Below are 21694 nucleotides of genomic sequence, written 5' to 3'. Positions count from 1 at the left end.
GCGACAGAATGCTTTTGATTAGAAGACTCACATCCTGTTTTTATCTACACTCACAAAAGGACGTTTTATGCCAGGCGAAGAAGTCAGCCAAGCCAGACGGCAGCTCAAAGAAATTATCGATGTCTATTTAAATGAATACGACATAGCACAGATATTGGCTGCATGCGACTTTGCCGACCTTGCACATGACGGCGTAACACGTAAAAGTGGTGAACCCTACATTTTACACCCAATTGCGGTATGTTGTATTTTGGCAGGCATGCGTTTAGACCGTGAAACGCTCATGGCCTCTTTACTGCATGATGTCATTGAAGATACTCACTTTACCAAAGAAGATATTATCGAACGTTTTGGTAGAACTGTTGCCGAACTAGTCGATGGCGTAACGAAACTGACCCACTCCAGTGACAAAGAGTTTAATAAAGCGGCCTCTTTTCGTAAAATTATTCAAGCTACACTCCAAGACCCACGTGTCATTATTGTAAAGTTGGCTGACCGCTATCACAACATGACCACACTTGAAGCATTACGACCAGATAAACGTGCCCGTATTGCACAAGAAACCTTTGATGTTTTTGTACCGATTGCTCGTATTGTTGGCATGAATGAAATTGCCGATCACTTAGAACACTTGTGTTACCAAAACCTCGACTTAGATACTTTTGATCAAGTGCAACAAGCATTAGAGAAAACACGTCCTCAGCGCTGTGAATACCAAAAAATATGGGAAAAAAATCTACACCAACTACTTGAACAGCATCAAATTCAAGGCCAAATTAATAAAAAGAATAATAATATTGAACTGCTACGTCACTTTTTCAAAAATGAAATTAATTTAGACCAACTTACTCGCAGTCATACTTTTGAAATCACTTTAGGCTCAATTGCAGATTGCGACCGTCTGACTGACATCTTAACAGATAACTTTAAAGTCGTTCATTTTGAAGATAATATTCGAAAACCACTCCCTGGTGGCAATCAGTCTTTAGTCATGAAACTTAAAGGTGAAAAAACCACGCTATCGCTCACCATACAAACCGAGTTAATGCAAAAGGCTGCCCGTTTAGGTGTGATTTTAGGTGAAAATGCACCACAAGCGTGTCGCTCAGCCATTCAAGCTTCTATGCAAAACTTAACAGCACTCATAGATACCGACTGCGCTAAAACCACATTTAACTATTTGCTTGACTACTTACACCAAGAAAAAATCTGGGTCTATACTCCACATGGTCAATTACATGAGCTTCCTCAAGGAGCAACCGTCGTTGACTTTGCCTATTCTGCGAGCCTATTTTTAGGCAATCATGCCATTGGGGCAAAAGTAGATGGAGAAGTAAAACCGCTATCTACACCACTACATAGCGGTCAAGTGATTGAAATTATTACAGATGTATTAGCGACCCCCAACCCAGACTGGCTAAGCTTTGTAAACACACAAAAAGCACGTCGTGCCATTCAAAATATATTACGAGAACAAAGTCCAGAAGAACAGCGTGTATTAGGCCAACAAGCGTTGACACGTGCTTTTAGACTATTTAATAAATCGACCAAAGACATTACTCAAGATCAGTGGCAAAGTGTCTTACAGTGGCGTCACATTGACTCTACCGAACGCCTGTATGAGCAAATCGCTGTAGGAGACCTTCTCCCTCAACTTGTGGCTAATCACTTATTTGCCGATGAAGTCAAAAGCCATAGTGACTCCCCTCGTCTTATTCAAGGCACAGAAGGTGTAGATGTAAAATATGCACGTTGTTGTAACCCTGTCCTTGGTGACCCAATTCAAGGGCATTTATCACGTAGAGGCTTGATTGTTCATCGCACACGTTGCAACAATTTATTGCATGAACAACATCTACATCCAGAAAGTATGATGTCACTGTATTGGAATACCGATAAAAGTGATGACATTAACTTCTCTGCATTTTTATGTATTCATCTAAAAATGGATGATGAACAAATTTCCGAATTAATTTACCAATGCCGTAAGTCACAAATTGGCGTAGAGTTTGTACATACCCAAGGCAAAAAAACTTACGTCAATATTGTGGTACACAACCGAAAAGAAATCGCTCACGTGATTCGAGATTTACGCATACACTTTGGTTTTCCACGCATACTCAGACAAGACATTCCCTTCTCTGCAAATGCAGACAGCCAGAAAACATCTGTACCCTCTCACTCATAAAATATAAAAGGATCTCTGTATGAGCCGTAAAGTGATTCATAGCGACAATGCACCTGCTGCCATTGGTACATACTCTCAAGCAATTCTTGTTGAAAAAACACTATACCTTTCGGGACAAATTGGCCTAAACCCAAAAACGATGGAACTTGTAGAGGGTATTGAAGCACAAATTCGTCAAGTCTTTGAAAATGTAAAAGCAGTGTGTGAGGCAGCCAATGGAAGCCTTGCAGATATTGCAAAACTCAATATTTTTCTTACTGATTTATCTCACTTCCAACTGGTTAACCAAATTATGGGAGAATACTTTGTTCAACCATATCCAGCCCGTGCTGCGCTTGGTGTTGCAAGCCTGCCCAAAGGTGCATTAGTTGAGATGGATGGTATTGTTATTATTGGGTAAAGCTAAGCCCAGTGATTGCCTCTAATCTGAGAGATTATGAACTTCTGAAGAGAAGATTCCTCCTACGAGACACTCTCTTCCTGAAAAACACTACCTCGCATACAGTGTTTCTCAACCAAGTTGATAATGACTTTACAATGAAAGCGACCATCGCTCTACACACTTAGAGCAAGGTGGCTTTCATCCTTAACTCCACTGCTACACGCATTCATTTTTCAATAAAAAACACATGTAGTCTTCTACAACACCCGCTCTTTATACAATTCTTTAATCTATAAAATAACTTAATGAAGTATAAAAATTAAAATGCTAGTATTGAAATGATTATCACTTCTTATTACGTCATTTCTGCTATGTCTTCTTTGCGTATTGAAAATCTCAGCAAAACATTTGGTCAACACAATGCTATCCTTAATGCCTCATGGGAAGCAGAACATGGTGAAATTATCTGCCTACTTGGGCATTCAGGCTGTGGAAAAACCACCATGTTACGCCTACTGGCAGGCTTAGAAACACCAAATCATGGCTGTATCCGCTTTGAAAATCGAATTTTATGGAGTAGCCAACACAATATTGCTACAGAGGCACGTAATATTGGTTTAGTCTTTCAAGACTATGCACTTTTTCCACATCTCAACGTATTTGATAATGTCAAATTTGGCTTAACTCATTTAAATAAATCAGAACAACAACATACCACCAAAACTGTTTTACAACATGTTGCTTTGTCTCAACACGCAGAAAAATATCCCCACACTTTGTCTGGAGGCGAACAACAACGTGTGGCTTTAGCGCGTGCTTTAGTAACAAAGCCTGACATTTTGCTTATGGATGAACCCTTTTCAAACTTAGATCGCCAACTACGAGATCGCATTCGCCAAGATACAGTTAATATTTTAAGAAAAAGTGGTACAACAACCATTATTGTGACACATGACCCTGAAGAGGCACTGCAAATTTCTGATCGAATTATTTTGATGCATGAAGGAAAAATCATTCAAATTGGAACACCAAAGCAACTGTATGACACACCCAATTGTTTATTTGCTGCTGAATATTTTTCGACCATCAATAAAATCCCTTGTACTTTAAAAAACAATACCTTGCATAGCACCTGCGGACAATTCGAATTTAATCATCAAAATAAGCTGAGCCTTACAGAAAAAGCACCACAAGAAGAATATAGATATTGTTTTCGTCCTTACCACGTAGCGCTCAGCGAAACACCACAGCATATTCAAAGCATCGCTGCCACCGTCATTTCAAGCCACTATTTAGGGCACCAACAGTCAGTACACCTCCAAATCAACAACTCCACTCACAATATTCATGCACAAGGTATTTTCCACTGTCCAACGCATGAGGGACAACAACTCTTCATCCACATTCAGCCACAGCAGGGCTTTGTTTTTTCTGAAGATTCAATACATTAGTTTTGCTCCATTTTCACCGACTTCAATATGAGACGAAAAATGAAAAATATACTTAAACGTTATACATTAGGTGGTTTGGCCTTTCTGGGCTTGACACTGAGTAGCGTGCTACAGGCAGCAGAAGTTAACCTCTATACCACACGAGAACCAGGACTGATTCAGCCTTTACTCAATGACTTTAGTCAATCTACAGGGATTAAAGTAAATACAATTTTTGTCAAAGAAGGACTTGTAGAACGGGTAAAAACTGAAGGACGACGCTCTCCTGCAGATATTTTAATGACCGTTGATTTTGGTAATTTAATAGATTTAGTCGAAAATGATTTAAGCCAAAAGGTCAGCTCTAAAGTATTAGATGCCTCTATTCCTGCCAATTTACGTGCTGCCAACGGGCATTGGTATGCCCTTTCAATGCGTGCTAGAGCCGTATATGCATCGAAAGATCGTACTCAATTTACAGCGATTCATTATGAAGACCTTGCTGACCCAAAATACAAAGGTAAAATGTGTATTCGCTCAGGTGCACACCCTTACAACACTGCTCTCATTGCAGCCTATATTGCACATCATGGCGAAGTAAAAGCAGAACAATGGCTACGTGGCATCAAAGCTAATCTCGCCCGCTCTGCAAGTGGCGGTGACCGTGACGTTGCTCGTGATATTTTAGGTAACATCTGTGATCTTGGAATTGCCAATACCTACTATGTTGGTACCATGAGTAATGGCGATGATCGACAAAAAAGTTGGGCAAATGCCATTCATGTCGTCCTACCAACCTTTAAAAATGGTGGTACTCACGTTAATGTCACGGGTGCTGTACTAGCCAAACATGCACCAAACCGTAAAGAAGCTGTTCAACTACTTGAGTTTCTTGCATCAGACCGTGGTCAAGCCATCTATGCACAAAGTGGATATGAATACCCAGTGAATAAATCTGCCAAAATAGACCCGATCATTGCAAGTTTTGGTCCATTGAATGTAGATAACATTCGCCTAAGCGATATTGCCAAATATCGTAAAGTAGCTAACCAGCTTGTAGATAAAGTTCAATTTGATCATTAACTCATCGCTAAAGTGATTCGTTATATGCTTTTGTGATAACGAATCACTGCCAATCCAATATTCATTACAGCCGATTTCATTTTTATCCTATGCAAAGTTCTCACACTTCTCATTCACGCTTTAAATTTGGCTTTTGGCTCAGTTGCTTACTGGTCTTTCTTGTTGCTTTGCCTATAGTTGCACTGCTGTGGACTGCATTACAGGGTGATCCTGAAATTTGGTTGCATCTCATTCAATACACTATTCCCCCAACCCTACTCAATACCTTCATTTTACTGTTCGGTGTTGGCGTTATTAGCATTTTCATCGGTACAAGTAGTGCGTGGCTGGTCACAGCCTATGAGTTTAAAGGGCGTTCAATCCTTGATTGGGCTTTACTTCTACCTTTAGCTGTACCCACTTATATTATTGCCTATAGCTATATCGACCTGCTACACCCAATCGGGCCTGTACAAACCATACTCAGAGAACGCCTAGGTATCACCTCTGTTAATACTTTTATTCCAAATATTCGTAGCTTATGGGGCTGTATATTTTTACTCAGTTTTGTGCTGTATCCTTACGTTTATTTAAGCACACGTGCACTGTTTACCATGCAGTCGGCAAGTTTGATTGAAGTTGCAAGAACACTCGGATTGGGCCCCATCAAATTATTTTATCGTGTCGCAATTCCTTTAGCACGACCTGCGATTGCTGTGGGTGCTAGCCTTGCCCTCATGGAAACCATCAATGATGTTGGGGCAACTGAGTTCTTAGGGGTAAAAACCCTTACCCTATCTATTTATTCTACATGGGTAAACCAGTCTAATTTGGCAGGTGCGGCTCAAATTGCGATGTTTATGCTGCTGATCATAACAGGTCTAGTCACTATGGAGCGTTTAGGACGACGCAAACAACGCTACAATATGTCCTCTCAACGCAGTCGTACAATCAGTCGAATACATGTCACTGGGTACAAAAATGTTCTATTCTTCGCAGGTGGCTGTATTCCTGTTTTATTTGGCTTTATCATTCCTACAAGCTATTTAATCATTGAAGCTTTTAAACGTGTTCGATTTAATGGATTTTCTGATCAACTCTTACATGTCTCACTCAATACACTCACCTTGTCTTTGATTGCAACGCTTGCCACTATCGTGATCGGTCTTATTTTAACCAGCACCATGCGTTTTACAGGTATATTCGCTCTTGGACGCTTGGCTAGTTTAGGTTATGCAATACCAGGTACCGTACTTGCCATTGGTGTCATGTTAGCACTCGGTTTTATTGATCGGACTGTTGGTGATTTTCTAGAATTTAAAATGGGAATTTCAACAGGGCTACTTTTTTTAGGCACAACATTTACTGTCATTTATGCATATAGTACCCGTTTCTTAGCCATCGCCGTGGGTACAACAGAAGCAGGATACCATCGAATTAGTCCACGTTTAGATGATGCTGCACGCAATCTAAAACACAAGCCAAGTGCGATTTTATACAAAATTCACCTACCTCTCTTACGCCCTGCACTTATATCTGCGGCATTGCTTATTTTTGTCGACTGTATGAAAGAACTGCCAGCAACATTACTTTTACGCCCAATGAATGTTGAAACATTGGCTACTTTTTTATATGGAGAAGCTGCTAGAGGTACATATGAAGATGGTACCATTGCAGCATTACTTATTGTTATTGTTGGCTTAATTCCTGTTATTTTGTTGGCTTATATTAGTCAAAAGCGTGAATATACTGTAAAACCATTAAAAAACACACACAAATAAAAGCGACCCAATACGTGTAGGATCCGTCCTCCGCATTGCTAACGATATAAATAACTAGAGGTTTTAATATCGTACAGCATAAACATTATAAGTGAACATTTTACAAGAGTGCCCTACTACTCACATTTTGAAAAATAGCTATCGCTTTGATAACTACAAAAACGATCTTGACAATCGATAATAATTATCAATAATGTAACCATTCTCAAATAAATGTGAGTTCATCTGATGTACGTGTGCTTGTGCCGAGGTATCACAGACCAAGATATTAAAGATGCTGTACAAAATGGTGCAGAAACCTTTCGTGATGTACGTGATCAACTTGATCTTGCAACGTGCTGTGGTCGCTGTGCACCTGAAGCAAAAAGTATTATTCGTGAAGAACTGTCTGAAATTGCGGCTCGTATTTCTGTAGCAGCCTAAACGCAAACTAAACGATTACCCCTGCTTTATCCCATCAAATCAAACACTGTATATAATTGTTTTTGATTATGATTTCCATTTGCTGTTCAAAAAACAACTCGCTTTGTATGCCATGCTTCGTTAGCATATACCCTATATAGATTGCCTTGTAATCACATAAGGCACCAAAATTGTGTGGAGTATATGAAATGAAAGGCAATCGTGACGTTATTAACCAGCTTAACCAAGTGCTATACCATCACCTTACTGCAATTAACCAATATTTCCTACACTCTCGTATGTTTAATGATTGGGGTATTGAAAAACTCGGTGCAGCCGAATATAAAGAATCTATTCGTCAAATGAAACATGCCGATAAAGTCATTGAGCGTATTTTATTTCTAGAAGGTCTACCTAACTTACAACACTTAGGTAAACTCTATATCGGGCAACACACGCTAGAAGTATTACAGTGTGATGTACGTAAGGTCAAAGAAAATATTGAAGCACTGGCACTGTGTGTAAAGATCGCTGAAGACAAACAAGATTATGTAACCCGTGATTTCATCCAAGAAATTTTAGAATCTGAAGAAGAGTATTTAGATTGGGCAGATACGCAAATTGACTTAACTGAAACCGTAAGCATTGAAAACTACATTCAAAGCAATTTAAGTAAATAATAGCCTTTTAAAAAAAAGCACATCAAAATACGATGTGCTTTTTTATATTAGGGCCGTTTCGCCAATTGATCAACCGCATAATTGACACGATACAACCCTTTAATCAACTGTAACTGATGTTCAGCCTGTTGTTGCTGATGGTTAAATGCTAAAAGTTGCGCATATTTATACAAATCATATTCTGTTGGCGAGACCAACACAGCACGGTGAAACTGTTGTACTTGTTCAGGTGAAAGCGAGCCAAAGCGGTTTAGTGCATACCAACTACAACGGGCTTTGTATTCTGTAAGCAATATAATTTGACTGCTTGCTGTTTTATCTACCCCATTTTCAGCATGCTTTCTGGCCAAAGATAATTCATCGACCGCCACAATATAATCACGCCAAACCAAGCCATACAGCAAAATACACAATACTAAAAAACTGGTGTTAAACCATGATTTGAGCAAAAAGACCTTTTGACCCACCACATCTGCTTGAATAAAACCTAGCAAAAATGCACTTGGAAATAAAAAGTAAGCGTAGTTTTGAGGAAATTCAAGCATGGCATGGATCATCACAGACAGAACCATAAGCGAAGCAATCAGATTTTCTTTACAACGGACCACCTGATTGAGCTTAAAAAGCCAATATGAAAAATAACCAATAATTGCTGTACCTAATGGTATGCCATTCCAAACCAACAGCTCTAACACTACATTATGGGCGCTATTGGTTCGCTCACTGTGTACAATAAAGTCTGCACCAACCAACTGAGCAATACTGGTTTGATTCCAACCGTAACCAAACCAAGGTTGCTCACGAATGGCATATAACATTTGAGCCCATATACCAAATCTAGAGTGGCTAGAATTGGCACGTTGTACCACATCAACCATCTGTGCTTGTGACCAACCCAATTGTACTAACCAGCCATTTAATACAGGTAGCCACAACAAGCTGTTTATGTAGACCAACAACCATAAAACCAAATGTTTATGTGTTAAACGATAATCATCATGTTTATATTTATAAAGAATGTACGCTGTGAGAACAATACATGCAATCCACGGCGTTCTAGACTGCGTTAAAGCAATCGTAAATATAATTAAGCCAGCGATCATCGCTATGATTAACTGCGGTAAAATACGCTTTTCAAATAAATACCACGCCCCAAATAAGCTCATCAGCAAAAATGTAGCAAAGTTATTGGGTTGTGCAAAATTGGCATATGGACGATTACCTCTGAGCTGCATCATCCCCCACATACTTTTTTCTAAATCTAACCACTGCAACAATGCAACACAACAACTCACCACGGCAACACAACACATTAAAATAGATAAATATTTTAAAATACATGCTTTGCCATAGTCTTTTGCAAGGTTAAAGCCAAGTACTGCCGTCACAGCAAAGCCAAGTAAATAGCATGCACTCAAAAATGCTTTACTAAAATATAGCTCTATACCAAAACACCACTGTAACAACGGTATGCTCACCACCAACAACCACAATAATTGCAATTTAGGGCACTGTAATGGACGTTCGATATACACTGCCAATAGGCAAAATACACTTGCATAAGTCAACATTTCACTAGAGAACGTAAGCCATGGCGTATAGTGGTCGGGTGACAACCAAGCCAAGCCCAGTAAAAACGCAGCAAGTAGAAAAAGAAAACGTGGCATGGAATTAAAAGTACAAAAATAAAGGAGCGATTATAAATAAATTTCGTGCATACAACTGTAATAAAAAAATTATTTGTATCGCCAACATCCCTATGGAGTTTACGTAAAATATCAATATATTGAATAAATACAACAGACAGCAACACAGAGGCATTTATACTGGATTTAATACCCCAAGGAATATTTTTCATGAATAATAAGTACTTACTACTTGCAGTCCTTCCTTTTTTATTCGCCGCATGCCAAAACTTACCACAACAGCATACAAATAAGCCAAATACCATGCTCACTGAAAATAAAGCCATTCATTTAAGCCAAACACTGACTGATTATTACTGGTCTTATCAAACCCAGAACAATCTACCCAACATCACAGTTAATTTTGATAAAAACCAACGCTTCAATATAGCTACAGGTTGCAACCAACAAGGTGGAACATGGCAACTTAAAGACCAAGCCCTTACAACATCTCCACTACACTCAACGCTGATGATGTGTAGCCCAGAGCTTATGCTTCAAGAAAAGCGATCGGCAGATTTATTTAGCCAAGCACAATTAAAAATACAAATGAGCCATGACCAAGCACATACACCACAATTACAATTGACTGATAAAAATGGAAAAACCTATCTTTTCAAAGGAGAAATAAAACCTGAAGCACAGTACCAATCTGAGGGGGAAATTATCTTCTTGGCGATTGCTCCTGAAGCTAAGCCTTGTTTAACGAACCCAAATGCTGAGTGCCTACAAGTCAAAGAAATTAAGTACAATGATCAAGGTATACAAAGTGATATTGATCAAAATTGGAAAATACTGCCTGAAAGCATACAAGGCTACACTCATGACCCTAAAATGAAGAAAGTCATACGTGTCAAACGCTTCAAAAGTAAAGAAGCCCCTCTAAAATATGCATATATTTATGATATGACCGTTCAGCAAGACATACTCACGCCCTAGCCTGATTATATAAATAGGAATAGCGACTGAGATGTAACTCTAGTCAGTCGCTATACCAAATCATTTAATACAGTACAAATTTAAATATTTCAAATGTTTAGAGAAATTTGGAGTAAAAATTTAAACCTATAAAAAATCCACATAAGAAAACTGATTCAAAAATATATTTTTTACACGACATTTTAATTTATTATTAAAGTACTACCCTATCAAAACTATTTCTTCATCTAATTTAAATAACATAAGATTAAAATTAATCGCTCAAAAGACTTATTAAATTGAAAAAATATTTTGAAAAAAATATTTAGATCAAGCATCATAATGCATGAAATATCTGTATTTTTCCAAAATTCAAAAGATCTAATAAAAAATAATGTCAGGTGAAACTTATGTTATCCCAATTATACTATATAAGTAAGCGAGAAGAATCAGGTGACCTTCTTTCTGATCTAAGCCAAATCCTAACGTCAGCCATACGTTTTAATCAGACACAACATATTTGTGGTGTTCTCTACTACGCCAACAACTGCTTTTTTCAATGTTTAGAAGGCGAAAAAGAAGTTATCGCTCAATTATTTGAGCGCATACAACAAGATCCTCGGCACAAAGAGCTACGAGTAATTTCAACCAAGGAAATATTTGAAGTCAATTTTAGCCAATGGTCTATGAAGTATGTCCAAAAAAACAAAACCATTGACTTATTTTTTAAAAAATGTGGTTTTGATTCTTTTCAACCACATCTATTAACTGAGGCTGACACAAATGCACTTCTAAGTTGTCTTATTAGCGCAGAAAACACCTCATTAAATCAAAAGAAAGCATCAAATGAGAGTAATCATACCAAAGGATATAAACGTGGGTACATGAACTATATAGCATAATAAAAGTGGCATTCACCTACACTTATCTTTGACCTATACAGTTAGACAATTTTTTCTAGTTAAGAGAATTAAATTCACCCACTTTAATATTGCAGGATAAAGACATGCTTAGAGCACTCATTACCCTAAAAGCTAAAGATGAAAGTCATATATTGTATTTTGAGAGAATGATTGAAATTGCTAAAAGCCATTGTTATGGCATATGGGTTAACCGTAACAGCTCAGAAATTATCAATCCAACACATTACCCCATATTTGATAAAGTGACTCAAGGCCAAGTCATTATACTCAATTGTATTGAGTACATAGTCACAGAAGTAAGCCAGCTAATTGCACAATATAAAGTGTTTCACATTTGGATATAAAAACTCCCCCTTATATTCTATGCTCATCCAATCACTAAAATTACTTATAAAACCAAAAGTAAGCATATGATTTCTTCTTTTTAAATGCTAACCACTTTATTTTTGACTACGCTTTACCTCTACAGCTTTTCAGACATGTGGTATCGGCAAGAGTGATGTAATTCATGTGATAGGCTAGGTTTTCTCATTGACCTAAACGGCCTCTCAAAAAACCTTATAGCCCATTTTAATAATACGATAAGGAAATTGTTCCTGAACAATAAAGTCTTGATTAAAAATAAATACTTTACAAGAAAGTGCAGTCACATCATCAAAATGACTTAAAACAGTATCTAACCTAGATTTAAAGACGGGCACATCTTGACTGTCTGCAACAACATACACATCAACAGACATAAGATGATTCTTTTTAAATTCTTCTAAATCGTTATATTCTTGGGTGCGAAGGTATTGCCAATCAACTGTACTATATGGTGTTAAATACTCACCTAATTGCTTAAGTACTAGAAGTTCTTCCTCTTTATTGTCAATAATTTGACAATCTTTACCCAATGCGATTTGACACTCTTCAAACAATAGATTCATTTATAATATTTCACGAAAAGTAGCACTTTTAAATGGTTGAATCTTTTTTATAAGCAACAAAAAAGGCTCAATTCTTTTAGAATTAAGCCTTTAATGAGTATCCAATACTGCAAGTTATTGCACTATTGGTGCGGAAGGGGGGACTTGAACCCCCACGCCCGAAAGCACTACCACCTCAAGGTAGCGTGTCTACCAATTCCACCACCACCGCATTTGCAGGCATTCTATTCCTTTCACTAAAAAAAGAAAAGTACCTAAGCCAAATTAATTGGCTGTTTTTGATGTATTTGTCGAATTTACACCCGAATTTGGTGCTGGGGCAGTCACCGGTGCTTGATGATCTGGTACTAGACTATACGCATCAGCCGTCTGTTTTTTCGCAAATACCGCTAATGTAATACTTGTAACAAAAAAAAGTGCGGTCAAAATACCTGTCAAACGGGTCAGGAAATTGCCCGAGCCAGATGCTCCGAACACTGTACCTGCACCGCCACCACCAAAAGAAGCACCTGCATCTGCACCTTTACCATGTTGTACTAGAACCAAGACAATCATACCAACTGCCAACAAAACATGTACAACAAGCACAAATGTTTGCATGAACTCACCTTACCTTATTTTTTACCTGCAAAAGATGCTGCAATCTTATAAAAAGACGTAGCACTAAGAGATGCACCACCTACAAGTGCACCATTAATATCTGGACATGCGGCAAAATCCGCTGCGTTTTCAGGCTTCACACTGCCACCATATAAAATCGCAACACGATCACTCGCATCTGTAATTTGTTTCAAGCCATCACGAATCTTTGCATGCATGGCTTGTGCATCTTGTGCAGATGCCGTTTTACCCGTACCAATCGCCCAGATTGGCTCATAGGCAATAATAATACGGTCTTCCCATTGCGTAGCCGTAACCACAGAGGCAATGTCTTTCACTTGCTGTAACACGACAGCTTCAGCTTCACCACTTTCTCGTTGTGCCAAGCTTTCACCAACACAGTAGACAACGGTTAAACCTGCATCTAAAGCGTTTTTAATTTTAGCACATAAAATCTCTGTATTATCGCCAAGTAACTCACGGCGTTCCGAGTGTCCAACCAGTACATAAGATACCTGTGCATCTTTTAACAATTCTGCACTCACATCGCCTGTGTAAGCACCTGTGCCTGCAAAACGTGATACATCTTGTGCAACAACATGTACAGTACGGTTATAACCCGTAAAGCTGTCTTTCAATGACACTAAAGAAAGATACGTAGGTGCAATTGCAATATTACACTGTTGCTGTGCAATCGGAGCCAATTGTAGAGATTGATTAAACTCCTGAGCCCACTTTTGCACGTCGGCAGTCACAGGGTTCATTTTCCAATTTCCAATCACCCAAGGTACAATCGTTGGTACTGACATCTCAAACACCTTATTATCGTGAATTAATATATGCAGTTATTTTACACACTTTTTTTTATTTTACCTTTTTTTTTACAAGTTGCTATGTTTTGCTAGCGTAGAAAAGATTTTTAACTGTAATATGGGTAAAATAAATGTCAACTAAGCTATAGACGTTTAATATATTTTTCTTTAATTTCTTATTTTCATTGATTGCCGCAGTGGCTCAAACGACATCGGGCAGTGCTCATGACTAACGCTCCTACTCCCTCTCAACTCAGTGGCTTTATGCTCACTTTGGTCAACGATGGACACTTTTCAGAAGAAACACTGAGAGAGTGCCTCGCTCAAGCGAAGAAAATGGATATCGACTTTGTTCGATACCTAGTGGACTATAAAAGCTTCTCTCCCAAGACTTTAGCACAAACGTTTGCCAAAGCCTTTCACTTACCGTTATTTGACTTATTTTCTTTTAGGTTTGAGGAGCTCCCTCACGATGCACTTGATACGGAACTCGTTGCATCTCACCAAATTTTACCCTTAATCAAAGACAATAAACGCTTTGTGATTGCCACTAGTAATCCTGAGCACATTGAAACACTCGAAAAAATACTGTATCAAAATGATATTGAAGCAAAAAAGTTTCGTACCATGGAAGGTATAGTTAGTATACAAAGTGACAGCTACATTAAGCCAACATGGGTCGTGGTTGAACACAACAAACTTGAATACCTCGTACAGCAAAATGCACAGAATCAGAAAGTGATTGAGGAAGAAAATCTCACTGAAGATGAACAACAAATTCGACAAGAGAAACAACTCAAAGGCGATGAGCTAAAATTTGATGCAGAACCCTTTAGAAACAAAGACAATCCGAACGAATTACCCATCATAAAGTATGTAAATGCACTACTTTTTGATGCCATTCGTTTAAAAGCCTCTGACTTACACTTTGAACCTTATGAAAAATCATACCGAGTACGCTACCGTATTGATGGTATTTTACGACAAATTGCTAGCCCACCTATCGATGAAGCGAATCGCATCTCTTCACGTTTAAAAGTCATGTCACAAATGGACATTTCTGAAAAAAGAATGCCACAAGATGGACGTATTAAACTTAAAGTGGCTGAAGATAAAGCCATTGATTTTCGTGTGAACTCTTTGCCAACCTTATTTGGTGAAAAAATTGTACTGCGTATTCTAGACCCATCTAGTGCCATGCTTGGTATTGATGTATTGGGTTATGAGCCTGCACAAAAAAAGCTTTTTTTAGATGCATTACATCAGCCACAAGGCATGGTTCTGATTACAGGGCCTACAGGTTCAGGGAAAACAGTGTCCTTATATACAGGGCTTAATATTTTAAATACGGAAAGTGCCAATATTTCAACAGCGGAAGACCCTGTAGAGATTAACTTAGAAGGCATTAACCAAGTCAATGTAAACGCAAAAGTTGGACTTAACTTTGCAACAGCACTACGTTCTTTTTTACGTCAAGATCCAGACATCATTATGGTGGGGGAGATTCGTGATATAGAAACTGCTGAAATTGCCGTTAAAGCGGCTCAAACAGGACATATGGTACTGTCTACACTACATACCAACAGTGCCCCTGAAACACTTACTCGACTGCGTAATATGGGTGTACCCTCTTTTAATATTGCAACCTCAGTCAATTTGGTCATCGCACAACGACTGGTTCGAAAACTGTGTTCTCGCTGTAAAAGACCAATCAACATTCCCAACAAAAGCCTGCTAGAATTAGGCTTTACCAATGAAGACCTGACGCAACAATCGGTCACTATTTTCGAAGCAGTAGGATGCTCTGAATGTAGAGAAGGTTACAAAGGTCGAGTCGGCGTGTATGAGGTGATGAAAATCACCCCCGAAATTGCTCAACTCATCATGGAAGATGCCAACTCAATTCAAATTGCAAAAAAAGCACAAGAATTGGGCTTTAACAACTTACGTCGCTCAGGCTTAAACAAAGTCATGCAAGGTCTTACCACACTGCAAGAAGTTAACCGTGTCACTAGCGACTAACCCATACAACACATGAGATAAACATGGCAACAAATGCAGAAAAACTACAGACTTTTTCTTACGTTGGAGTGGATAGAAAAGGGGCTAAAACCAGCGGTGAGCTAACAGCAAAAAATATGGCTTTAGCCAAAGCAAGTCTACGCAAACAAGGGATTAATGTTTCAAAAATTAACCCTAAGCGGAAAGATTTACTTGAAGGCCTATTTAAAAAAGGTGTATCGACACTCGATATCACTATTTTTACCCGCCAATTGGCCACCATGATGAAAGCAGGTGTACCTTTAGTACAAAGCTTTGAAATTGTTGCAGGCGGTCTTGAAAATCCTGCTATGCGTGACATTGTATTAGGTATTAAAGTTGAAGTAGAAAATGGTAGTACCTTTGCTCAAGCATTAAAAAAGTACCCAAAATACTTTGACCAACTGTTTTGTGCCCTCATTGAGTCTGGTGAACAATCTGGTGCACTTGAAACCATGCTTGACCGTGTTGCAATTTATAAAGAAAAAAGCGAACAGTTAAAGCAAAAAATCAAAAAAGCCATTAAATATCCAATCTCGGTCATTGTTGTGGCTTTCATTGTCACCATTATTTTGATGGTGAAAGTCGTGCCTGTATTCCAAAGCCTATTTTCATCTTTTGGTGCAGAATTACCCGCATTCACTCAAATGGTTGTGAATATGTCAAATTGGATGCAATCGTATTGGTATATTTTAATTGCCGCGATTGTCGCCAGTGTGATTGGTATTTCTCAAAGCTACAAACGCAGCCAAGGCCTACGTAATCGTGTTGACCATTTAGTCCTTAAATTGCCTATTTTTGGTGGTTTGATCTACAAATCAATTATTGCACGTTATAGTCGTACACTGGCCACTACCTTTGCTGCAGGCGTACCACTCATTGATGCTTTAGAATCTACAGCCAAAGCAACCAACAATATTGTCTATGAAACCGCCGTGATGCGTATTCGTGATGATGTAGCAGCTGGTCAACAGCTTCAGTTCTCTATGCGTCAAACTGAACGCTTTCCATCTATGGCGATTCAAATGGTTGCGATTGGTGAGGAGTCAGGTGCATTAGATACCATGCTTGATAAAGTCGCTACCTATTACGAAGAAGAAGTCGACAATGCAGTCGATGGTTTAACCTCTATGATGGAACCACTCATTATGGCAGTTTTAGGTGTTTTAGTGGGTGGTCTTGTGGTTGCGATGTATCTACCAATCTTCCAAATGGGGTCTGTGGTTTAGTGAGTGAATTGATCGATCTATTTAGCCAAAATAGTATATTATTTTATAGTGTGATTGCTGTACTGAGTTTATGTGTAGGCAGTTTTTTGAATGTAGTGATTTTTAGAACGCCGAAAATCATGGAACAGGCATGGCAAAATGAATGCCAAATGCTACTTCACCCCAATGAGCCCATCATTGAACATGAAAAACTCAGTTTAAACATGCCACGCTCACATTGTCGTGGCTGCAAATCAGCGATTCATTGGTATCAAAATATTCCTATTATCAGCTGGTTGGCACTTAGAGGAAAATGCTCAAATTGCCAAGAACCGATTAGTATTCGTTACCCATTTATAGAGTTGCTCACTTGCGTGTGCTCTGTTGCAGTGGCTTACAGTTTTGGCCCTACGCTACATACGGTCTTCGCACTCATTTTCACATGGTTACTTATCACACTGTCTTTTATTGATTTCGATACCCAGTACCTACCAGACCGCTTTACCTTTACCCTACTCGGCTTTGGTTTAGCTGCCAATAGTATGCAACTGTTTGTGAGCCCAGTGAGTGCAATTTGGGGGGCAATCATTGGTTTTTTATGTTTATGGGTGGTGTGTGTGATCTATAAACTGATCACAGGTAAAGATGGTATGGGATATGGTGACTTTAAGCTTTTGGCCGCTTTAGGTGCTTGCTTAGGGCCACTGATGTTACCGCTGATTATTTTACTTTCATCGTTGTTAGGCTCCATTATTGGGGTCATTTTAATGAAAAGAAGAAAAGAAAGCCTACCTTTTGCATTTGGCCCTTACATTGCACTTGCAGGTTGGATTGCACTCATGTGGGGCGATCAAATCATGCAAATCTATTTGGGGAGTTACTAGTGTCTACGCTCACAATTGGCTTAACAGGTGGCATTGGCAGTGGCAAAACCCTAGCGAGCAACTGGTTTTCCACACAAGGCATTACCGTGGTGGATGCAGATATTGTTGCACGACAGGTTGTAAAGGTCGGACAACCTGCATTGGCTGAAATAGCCCGAGTATTTGGTGAGCAGACACTTTTACCAGATGGCTCACTGCACCGTGCCTATTTACGTGATATCATTTTTAATCATGCAGAAGCAAAAAAACAACTTGAGCAGATTACGCACCCAATCATTCGCAGCGAAATCATTCGGCAACTGGCACACGCAGATAGCCCATACCGTATTTTAGTCTCACCACTACTGTTTGAAACCAATCAACATCAATTAACACAAAGAACGCTACTGATTGACACCTCAGAAGAACTACAACAACAACGTGCTTCAGCACGTGACCAACAGTCGATACAAAACATTCGACAAATTATTGCCACACAAATGCCAAGACGAGAAAAACAACAACGTGCCGATGATGTCGTACTCAATACAGGAGCAATTGAGCAACTGTATGCTCAATTACAACCATTACACCAACGTTATTTGGCTTTAGCTCAGGTGTAAACGCTGACGGCACGCTTCATACAAAGCCATACCTGTTGCAACACTCACATTTAAACTTTGTAAGTTACCTGCCATTGGAATATACGCTTTTTCATCACACTGAGCTTGAGTAATTGGACGTAAGCCTGTGTCTTCTGCACCCATCACCACAACCACTGCACCTGAAAAATCACACTGTTGAATCGGCTTTGCTTGTTCATCAAGCATAGTGCCGACCACACGGTAAAAAGCCGTGTCTTTCAAATGAGCCAATGTACGTGCCAAATTAGTCACTTGAATAAACTTTACTTTTTCAGCACCACCTGCCGCTACTTTTCGAGCTGTCGGTGTCAAACTTGCAGAACGGTCACGAGAAACAATCACAGCTTGCACCCCCATAGCGGCGGCAGTACGAATACATGCTCCTAAATTGTGTGGGTCGGTGACTTGATCGAGTGCCAACAACAACGCTTGTGGTTGTTGCTTAACTAACTGGTCTAAATCTTTTTCATTTAAAGTTGGTTGTGGTCGTACCGCAGCCACCACACCTTGATGATAAGGCAAGCCTGCCATTTTCTCTAAATTATCACGGCTGGCCTTTTGCACACTAATTCCAAAAGGTTCTGCCAGACTTAAAAGGTGTTGTAAACGCTGATCATCTCGCCCTTTTAAGGTAAATAATGTCAGCACTCGCTCAGGTTCCAACTCCAACAAAGACTCAACAGAGTGAACACCATAATAATATTCTGGCTTTGCCATGATGCAATGACCTCAAATTTAAAAAATAAAATCCTGTAAAGCAGTTCACTTTACAGGATAAAAGTATGGGTTATTTTAGCTGATTTTAATCTATTTAGCTAAGCTTAACCTTCTAAATGACACACATAATCTAAGACTTGATCCGTTTCAATTTTAAATGTGCTTTCACCAGGCACATAAAAAGACTGCCCTGCACGAAATAGCTCTGCTTGCTCACTACCTGCAATACGAACACGGCACTCGCCAGAAATAATTTCCATACGCTCAGGTACATGTGTTTCAAACGTTAAAACCTGATCACTAGGTAAGATCACGCCTAAGGTTTTTTTTGTACCATCTTCAAATTTCACCGTGTGGCTTACACATAACCCATTAAAATAAACATTAGATTTTTTCACCACAGATACATAATCGAACTGAACTGACATCTTTTTTTCCACCCTATGATTAATATATTCTGCCAATTAATATATTTATTTACTTACAACAACCATGCCATATTGACATAGTTTTATCTACTTAAATTGGTAAATTTATCGAAAAACCATGACAGCAATATTGTAGTATTCATACAATCTACTGATAAAATAGATTGGCAGACGATATTTTTTCAGTATTATCTTTTATAAGATACTTTTTAGTGCAACTGTCGCAGTTTAATGCCACGTAAAATAACACTTCGCACATTATGGATGCGTATATGCTCACACATTTAACACTTATCAATTTTGCTTTAGCCGAACATTTGGCCTTAGATATTGCATCAGGATTTAATGTTTTAACAGGTGAGACAGGTGCAGGTAAATCATTACTGCTAGATTCACTGTCTGCATGTCTAGGCGAGCGTACAGATGCCAGTTTAGTCCGTTTTGGTACAGAAAAAGCAGATGTTACCGCTGTGTTTAGCTGTAAAAAAGATTCTCCCGAAGCCACATGGCTTACTCAAAAAGAACTTGATGATGACTCAGGTGAAATTCATTTACGGCGTGTTATTTTTGCTACAGGTCGTAGTAAGGCATGGGTCAATGGCCGTCCAACCAGTTTAACTGAACTCAAAGAGCTTGGCAGACTACTAGTGCAACTTTACAGTCAACACAGCCAACAACAACTGCTTGCTCCGCCCTACCCCAAACAATGGCTTGACCACGTACACCAGTTTGCACAACCTGCCCAAGCTGTCCGCCAAGCTTATGCCATTTGGCATAAAACCATTCGCCAACACCAAGAGGCATTGGCCGCACAAACCTCTAGACAACAACGTATTGAACAATTAGAAATTCAGATTGAAGAACTAGAAATAATAGCAGAAAAAAACTACACCGAAATTGAACAGGAGTTTGACCGCTTTAGCCATCATGAAGCCATTATGCAAGACAGTGCCTATGGCCTGAATGTACTCGATGAAGACGAACAAAACATTGCTCAAGCATTGGCAAGTGTCGTAAAACGCCTAGAAACACATGCAGGCCGTAGCACCGAGTTACAAGACATTTATACGTCTTTAAGCAATGCACAAAGCGAAATTAATGATGCGACTTTAGCCTTTCGGCATTTTATTGACAAACAAAGCTTTGACCCCGAGCGTATGGAGCAACTCAACCACGAGTTAGAAGTATTTCACCGTTTAGCCCGTAAATACCGCACTCAGCCTGAGCAACTCAAAGTACAATATCTCAGTTGCCAAGAACAACTCGATACACTGCTACAACAAGAAGACCCAACCACTTTAGCCAGTTTAGTGACTGAGCTTGAAGCAGACTTCTTTGAAAAAGCCCGTCATTTAGATAAAATCCGTCAAGAAGCAGCACCTCATCTTGCTCGGCAACTCACAAAACAAATTAAAACACTGGCACTGCCTGAAGCACACTTTGAATTTAAATTCGAACCGTTAGAACAAGCAACTGCTGAAGGGCTCAGTAATATTCAACTGTTGTTTACTGCAAATAAAGGCATACCTGCACAACCTTTGGCTAAAGTGGCTTCAGGCGGTGAATTGTCACGTATTGCACTGGTGATGCAAGTCATGAATGCTGAACGTACCGAAGCTGAAATGATTGTCTTTGATGAAATTGATGTGGGCATTAGTGGTGGCACTGCCGAAATCGTTGGACGTTTACTCAGTAAACTCGCACAACACGTACAAATTTTATGTATTACTCACCAAGCACAAGTGGCCGCCCAGTCAGACCAACACTTATTTGTGCAAAAGCAACAAACAGACCCTGCAAGTAGTACCATTTTTCAGCTCAGTGAAGAACAGTGTATCCATGAGCTTGCACGTATGACAGGTGGGGTGGAGATTAATCAAACGACCTTACAACATGCAAAACAACTCAGAGCACTTAAATTTCAAGTCAAAAAATAAGCCAACAGACTTGGCGTATATGGCATGTTCTTGTATGTTAGAACATCTACAAATTCACTATGTAA

21 protein-coding genes and 1 tRNA gene are annotated in these 21694 nt (G+C 39.2%); 15 read left to right on the top strand and 7 right to left on the bottom strand.

Annotated elements, in window-relative coordinates:
- Positions 1-67: 67 nt before the first annotated feature.
- The 7 genes from I2F31_RS09220 (at position 68) to bfr (ending at position 7925) form a co-directional block, all read left to right on the top strand.
- Positions 68-2188, top strand: a complete 2121-nt coding sequence (locus I2F31_RS09220) for a RelA/SpoT family protein (protein ID WP_195768902.1) — start codon at positions 68-70, stop codon at positions 2186-2188.
- A gap of 19 nt (positions 2189-2207) precedes the next feature.
- On the top strand, positions 2208-2588 hold the full coding sequence (locus I2F31_RS09215) for a RidA family protein (protein WP_195768901.1): 381 nt from the start codon (positions 2208-2210) through the stop codon (positions 2586-2588).
- A gap of 320 nt (positions 2589-2908) precedes the next feature.
- Complete coding sequence (locus tag I2F31_RS09210; RefSeq protein WP_195768900.1) at positions 2909-4021, top strand: ABC transporter ATP-binding protein; 1113 nt, start codon at positions 2909-2911, stop codon at positions 4019-4021.
- 39 nt (positions 4022-4060) lie between these two features.
- Positions 4061-5083: an extracellular solute-binding protein gene (locus tag I2F31_RS09205; protein WP_195768899.1), complete on the top strand. Its 1023-nt coding sequence runs from the start codon at positions 4061-4063 to the stop codon at positions 5081-5083.
- 89 nt (positions 5084-5172) lie between these two features.
- A complete protein-coding gene (locus tag I2F31_RS09200) occupies positions 5173-6843 on the top strand; it encodes an ABC transporter permease (RefSeq protein ID WP_195773813.1) in 1671 nt (556 codons plus the stop codon).
- A gap of 228 nt (positions 6844-7071) precedes the next feature.
- Positions 7072-7266 (top strand): bacterioferritin-associated ferredoxin, encoded by a 195-nt coding sequence (locus I2F31_RS09195; protein ID WP_213014854.1) that lies wholly within the window; start codon positions 7072-7074, stop codon positions 7264-7266.
- A gap of 188 nt (positions 7267-7454) precedes the next feature.
- Positions 7455-7925 (top strand): heteropolymeric bacterioferritin subunit Bfr, encoded by a 471-nt coding sequence (bfr, locus tag I2F31_RS09190; RefSeq protein WP_195768897.1) that lies wholly within the window; start codon positions 7455-7457, stop codon positions 7923-7925.
- A gap of 47 nt (positions 7926-7972) precedes the next feature.
- On the opposite strand, the gene I2F31_RS09185 is transcribed toward bfr, so the two are convergent.
- Entirely contained in the window at positions 7973-9592 is a 1620-nt protein-coding gene (locus I2F31_RS09185; protein ID WP_195768896.1) for an O-antigen ligase family protein, read from the bottom strand.
- Positions 9593-9781: 189 nt separating this feature from the next.
- Between I2F31_RS09185 and I2F31_RS09180 the strand changes: the two genes are divergently transcribed.
- The 3 genes from I2F31_RS09180 to I2F31_RS09170 all read left to right on the top strand — a co-directional run bounded on the left by I2F31_RS09180 (position 9782) and on the right by I2F31_RS09170 (position 11795).
- Positions 9782-10549 (top strand): META domain-containing protein, encoded by a 768-nt coding sequence (locus I2F31_RS09180; protein ID WP_195773811.1) that lies wholly within the window; start codon positions 9782-9784, stop codon positions 10547-10549.
- A 389-nt stretch (positions 10550-10938) separates the two neighbouring features.
- The gene (locus I2F31_RS09175; RefSeq protein ID WP_195768894.1) at positions 10939-11430 is read left to right on the top strand and encodes a BLUF domain-containing protein; all 492 of its coding nucleotides are present in this window, start codon (positions 10939-10941) and stop codon (positions 11428-11430) included.
- Between the two features lie 104 nt (positions 11431-11534).
- A complete protein-coding gene (locus I2F31_RS09170; RefSeq protein WP_195773810.1) occupies positions 11535-11795 on the top strand; it encodes a hypothetical protein in 261 nt (86 codons plus the stop codon).
- A 204-nt stretch (positions 11796-11999) separates the two neighbouring features.
- On the opposite strand, the gene I2F31_RS09165 is transcribed toward I2F31_RS09170, so the two are convergent.
- From I2F31_RS09165 to tpiA, 4 genes are all read right to left on the bottom strand, one after another.
- Complete coding sequence (locus tag I2F31_RS09165) at positions 12000-12380, bottom strand: CDI toxin immunity protein (RefSeq protein WP_195768892.1); 381 nt, start codon at positions 12378-12380, stop codon at positions 12000-12002.
- A 126-nt stretch (positions 12381-12506) separates the two neighbouring features.
- Positions 12507-12591 (bottom strand) — tRNA-Leu (locus I2F31_RS09160).
- 53 nt (positions 12592-12644) lie between these two features.
- The gene (secG, locus tag I2F31_RS09155; protein ID WP_195768891.1) at positions 12645-12980 is read right to left on the bottom strand and encodes a preprotein translocase subunit SecG; all 336 of its coding nucleotides are present in this window, start codon (positions 12978-12980) and stop codon (positions 12645-12647) included.
- A gap of 14 nt (positions 12981-12994) precedes the next feature.
- Positions 12995-13789: a triose-phosphate isomerase gene (tpiA, locus tag I2F31_RS09150; protein ID WP_195768890.1), complete on the bottom strand. Its 795-nt coding sequence runs from the start codon at positions 13787-13789 to the stop codon at positions 12995-12997.
- Positions 13790-14017: 228 nt separating this feature from the next.
- Here tpiA and pilB point away from each other — a divergent pair, with 228 nt between their 5' ends.
- Genes pilB through coaE form a run of 4 tightly spaced genes read left to right on the top strand, consistent with a single transcriptional unit; the run spans position 14018 to position 18526 of the window.
- Entirely contained in the window at positions 14018-15814 is a 1797-nt protein-coding gene (gene pilB, locus I2F31_RS09145; protein WP_195768889.1) for a type IV-A pilus assembly ATPase PilB, read from the top strand.
- Between the two features lie 23 nt (positions 15815-15837).
- Positions 15838-17061 (top strand): type II secretion system F family protein, encoded by a 1224-nt coding sequence (locus tag I2F31_RS09140; RefSeq protein WP_195768888.1) that lies wholly within the window; start codon positions 15838-15840, stop codon positions 17059-17061.
- The gene (locus tag I2F31_RS09135; protein WP_195768887.1) at positions 17061-17924 is read left to right on the top strand and encodes a prepilin peptidase; all 864 of its coding nucleotides are present in this window, start codon (positions 17061-17063) and stop codon (positions 17922-17924) included. Before I2F31_RS09140 ends, I2F31_RS09135 begins: the two co-directional genes overlap by 1 nt.
- A complete protein-coding gene (gene coaE, locus I2F31_RS09130; protein ID WP_323127574.1) occupies positions 17924-18526 on the top strand; it encodes a dephospho-CoA kinase in 603 nt (200 codons plus the stop codon). The genes I2F31_RS09135 and coaE overlap by 1 nt, the downstream gene beginning before the upstream one ends.
- On the opposite strand, the gene rlmB is transcribed toward coaE, so the two are convergent.
- A complete protein-coding gene (rlmB, locus tag I2F31_RS09125; protein WP_195768886.1) occupies positions 18512-19264 on the bottom strand; it encodes a 23S rRNA (guanosine(2251)-2'-O)-methyltransferase RlmB in 753 nt (250 codons plus the stop codon). The two genes, coaE and rlmB, sit on opposite strands and share 15 nt — an antisense overlap.
- A 104-nt stretch (positions 19265-19368) precedes the next feature.
- Complete coding sequence (gene ppnP / locus I2F31_RS09120) at positions 19369-19692, bottom strand: pyrimidine/purine nucleoside phosphorylase (protein WP_195773808.1); 324 nt, start codon at positions 19690-19692, stop codon at positions 19369-19371.
- A 272-nt stretch (positions 19693-19964) separates the two neighbouring features.
- On the opposite strand from ppnP, the gene recN reads away from it, so the two are divergent.
- Positions 19965-21629: a DNA repair protein RecN gene (gene recN, locus I2F31_RS09115; protein ID WP_195773807.1), complete on the top strand. Its 1665-nt coding sequence runs from the start codon at positions 19965-19967 to the stop codon at positions 21627-21629.
- Positions 21630-21694 lie beyond the last annotated feature (65 nt).

It is taken from the genome of Acinetobacter rathckeae (assembly GCF_015627125.1).
Classification (GTDB): domain Bacteria; phylum Pseudomonadota; class Gammaproteobacteria; order Pseudomonadales; family Moraxellaceae; genus Acinetobacter; species Acinetobacter rathckeae.
Note: the sequence above shows the minus strand (reverse complement) of the source record. Positions and strands in the feature narration are given on the sequence as shown.

Bases quoted from the DNA above. Each gene is read 5' to 3' on its own strand.
- I2F31_RS09215 (WP_195768901.1), top strand. From the start codon at position 2,208: ATGAGCCGTAAAGTGATTCATAGCGACAATGCACCTGCTGCCATTGGT.
- tpiA (WP_195768890.1), bottom strand. From the start codon at position 13,789: ATGTCAGTACCAACGATTGTACCTTGGGTGATTGGAAATTGGAAAATG.
- recN (WP_195773807.1), top strand. From the start codon at position 19,965: ATGCTCACACATTTAACACTTATCAATTTTGCTTTAGCCGAACATTTG.
- I2F31_RS09180 (WP_195773811.1), top strand. From the start codon at position 9,782: ATGAATAATAAGTACTTACTACTTGCAGTCCTTCCTTTTTTATTCGCC.
- I2F31_RS09170 (WP_195773810.1), top strand. From the start codon at position 11,535: ATGCTTAGAGCACTCATTACCCTAAAAGCTAAAGATGAAAGTCATATA.
- I2F31_RS09175 (WP_195768894.1), top strand. From the start codon at position 10,939: ATGTTATCCCAATTATACTATATAAGTAAGCGAGAAGAATCAGGTGAC.
- I2F31_RS09195 (WP_213014854.1), top strand. From the start codon at position 7,072: ATGTACGTGTGCTTGTGCCGAGGTATCACAGACCAAGATATTAAAGAT.
- I2F31_RS09220 (WP_195768902.1), top strand. From the start codon at position 68: ATGCCAGGCGAAGAAGTCAGCCAAGCCAGACGGCAGCTCAAAGAAATT.
- I2F31_RS09210 (WP_195768900.1), top strand. From the start codon at position 2,909: ATGATTATCACTTCTTATTACGTCATTTCTGCTATGTCTTCTTTGCGT.
- rlmB (WP_195768886.1), bottom strand. From the start codon at position 19,264: ATGGCAAAGCCAGAATATTATTATGGTGTTCACTCTGTTGAGTCTTTG.
- ppnP (WP_195773808.1), bottom strand. From the start codon at position 19,692: ATGTCAGTTCAGTTCGATTATGTATCTGTGGTGAAAAAATCTAATGTT.
- secG (WP_195768891.1), bottom strand. From the start codon at position 12,980: ATGCAAACATTTGTGCTTGTTGTACATGTTTTGTTGGCAGTTGGTATG.
- I2F31_RS09185 (WP_195768896.1), bottom strand. From the start codon at position 9,592: ATGCCACGTTTTCTTTTTCTACTTGCTGCGTTTTTACTGGGCTTGGCT.
- I2F31_RS09200 (WP_195773813.1), top strand. From the start codon at position 5,173: ATGCAAAGTTCTCACACTTCTCATTCACGCTTTAAATTTGGCTTTTGG.
- I2F31_RS09140 (WP_195768888.1), top strand. From the start codon at position 15,838: ATGGCAACAAATGCAGAAAAACTACAGACTTTTTCTTACGTTGGAGTG.
- bfr (WP_195768897.1), top strand. From the start codon at position 7,455: ATGAAAGGCAATCGTGACGTTATTAACCAGCTTAACCAAGTGCTATAC.
- I2F31_RS09165 (WP_195768892.1), bottom strand. From the start codon at position 12,380: ATGAATCTATTGTTTGAAGAGTGTCAAATCGCATTGGGTAAAGATTGT.
- I2F31_RS09205 (WP_195768899.1), top strand. From the start codon at position 4,061: ATGAAAAATATACTTAAACGTTATACATTAGGTGGTTTGGCCTTTCTG.
- pilB (WP_195768889.1), top strand. From the start codon at position 14,018: ATGACTAACGCTCCTACTCCCTCTCAACTCAGTGGCTTTATGCTCACT.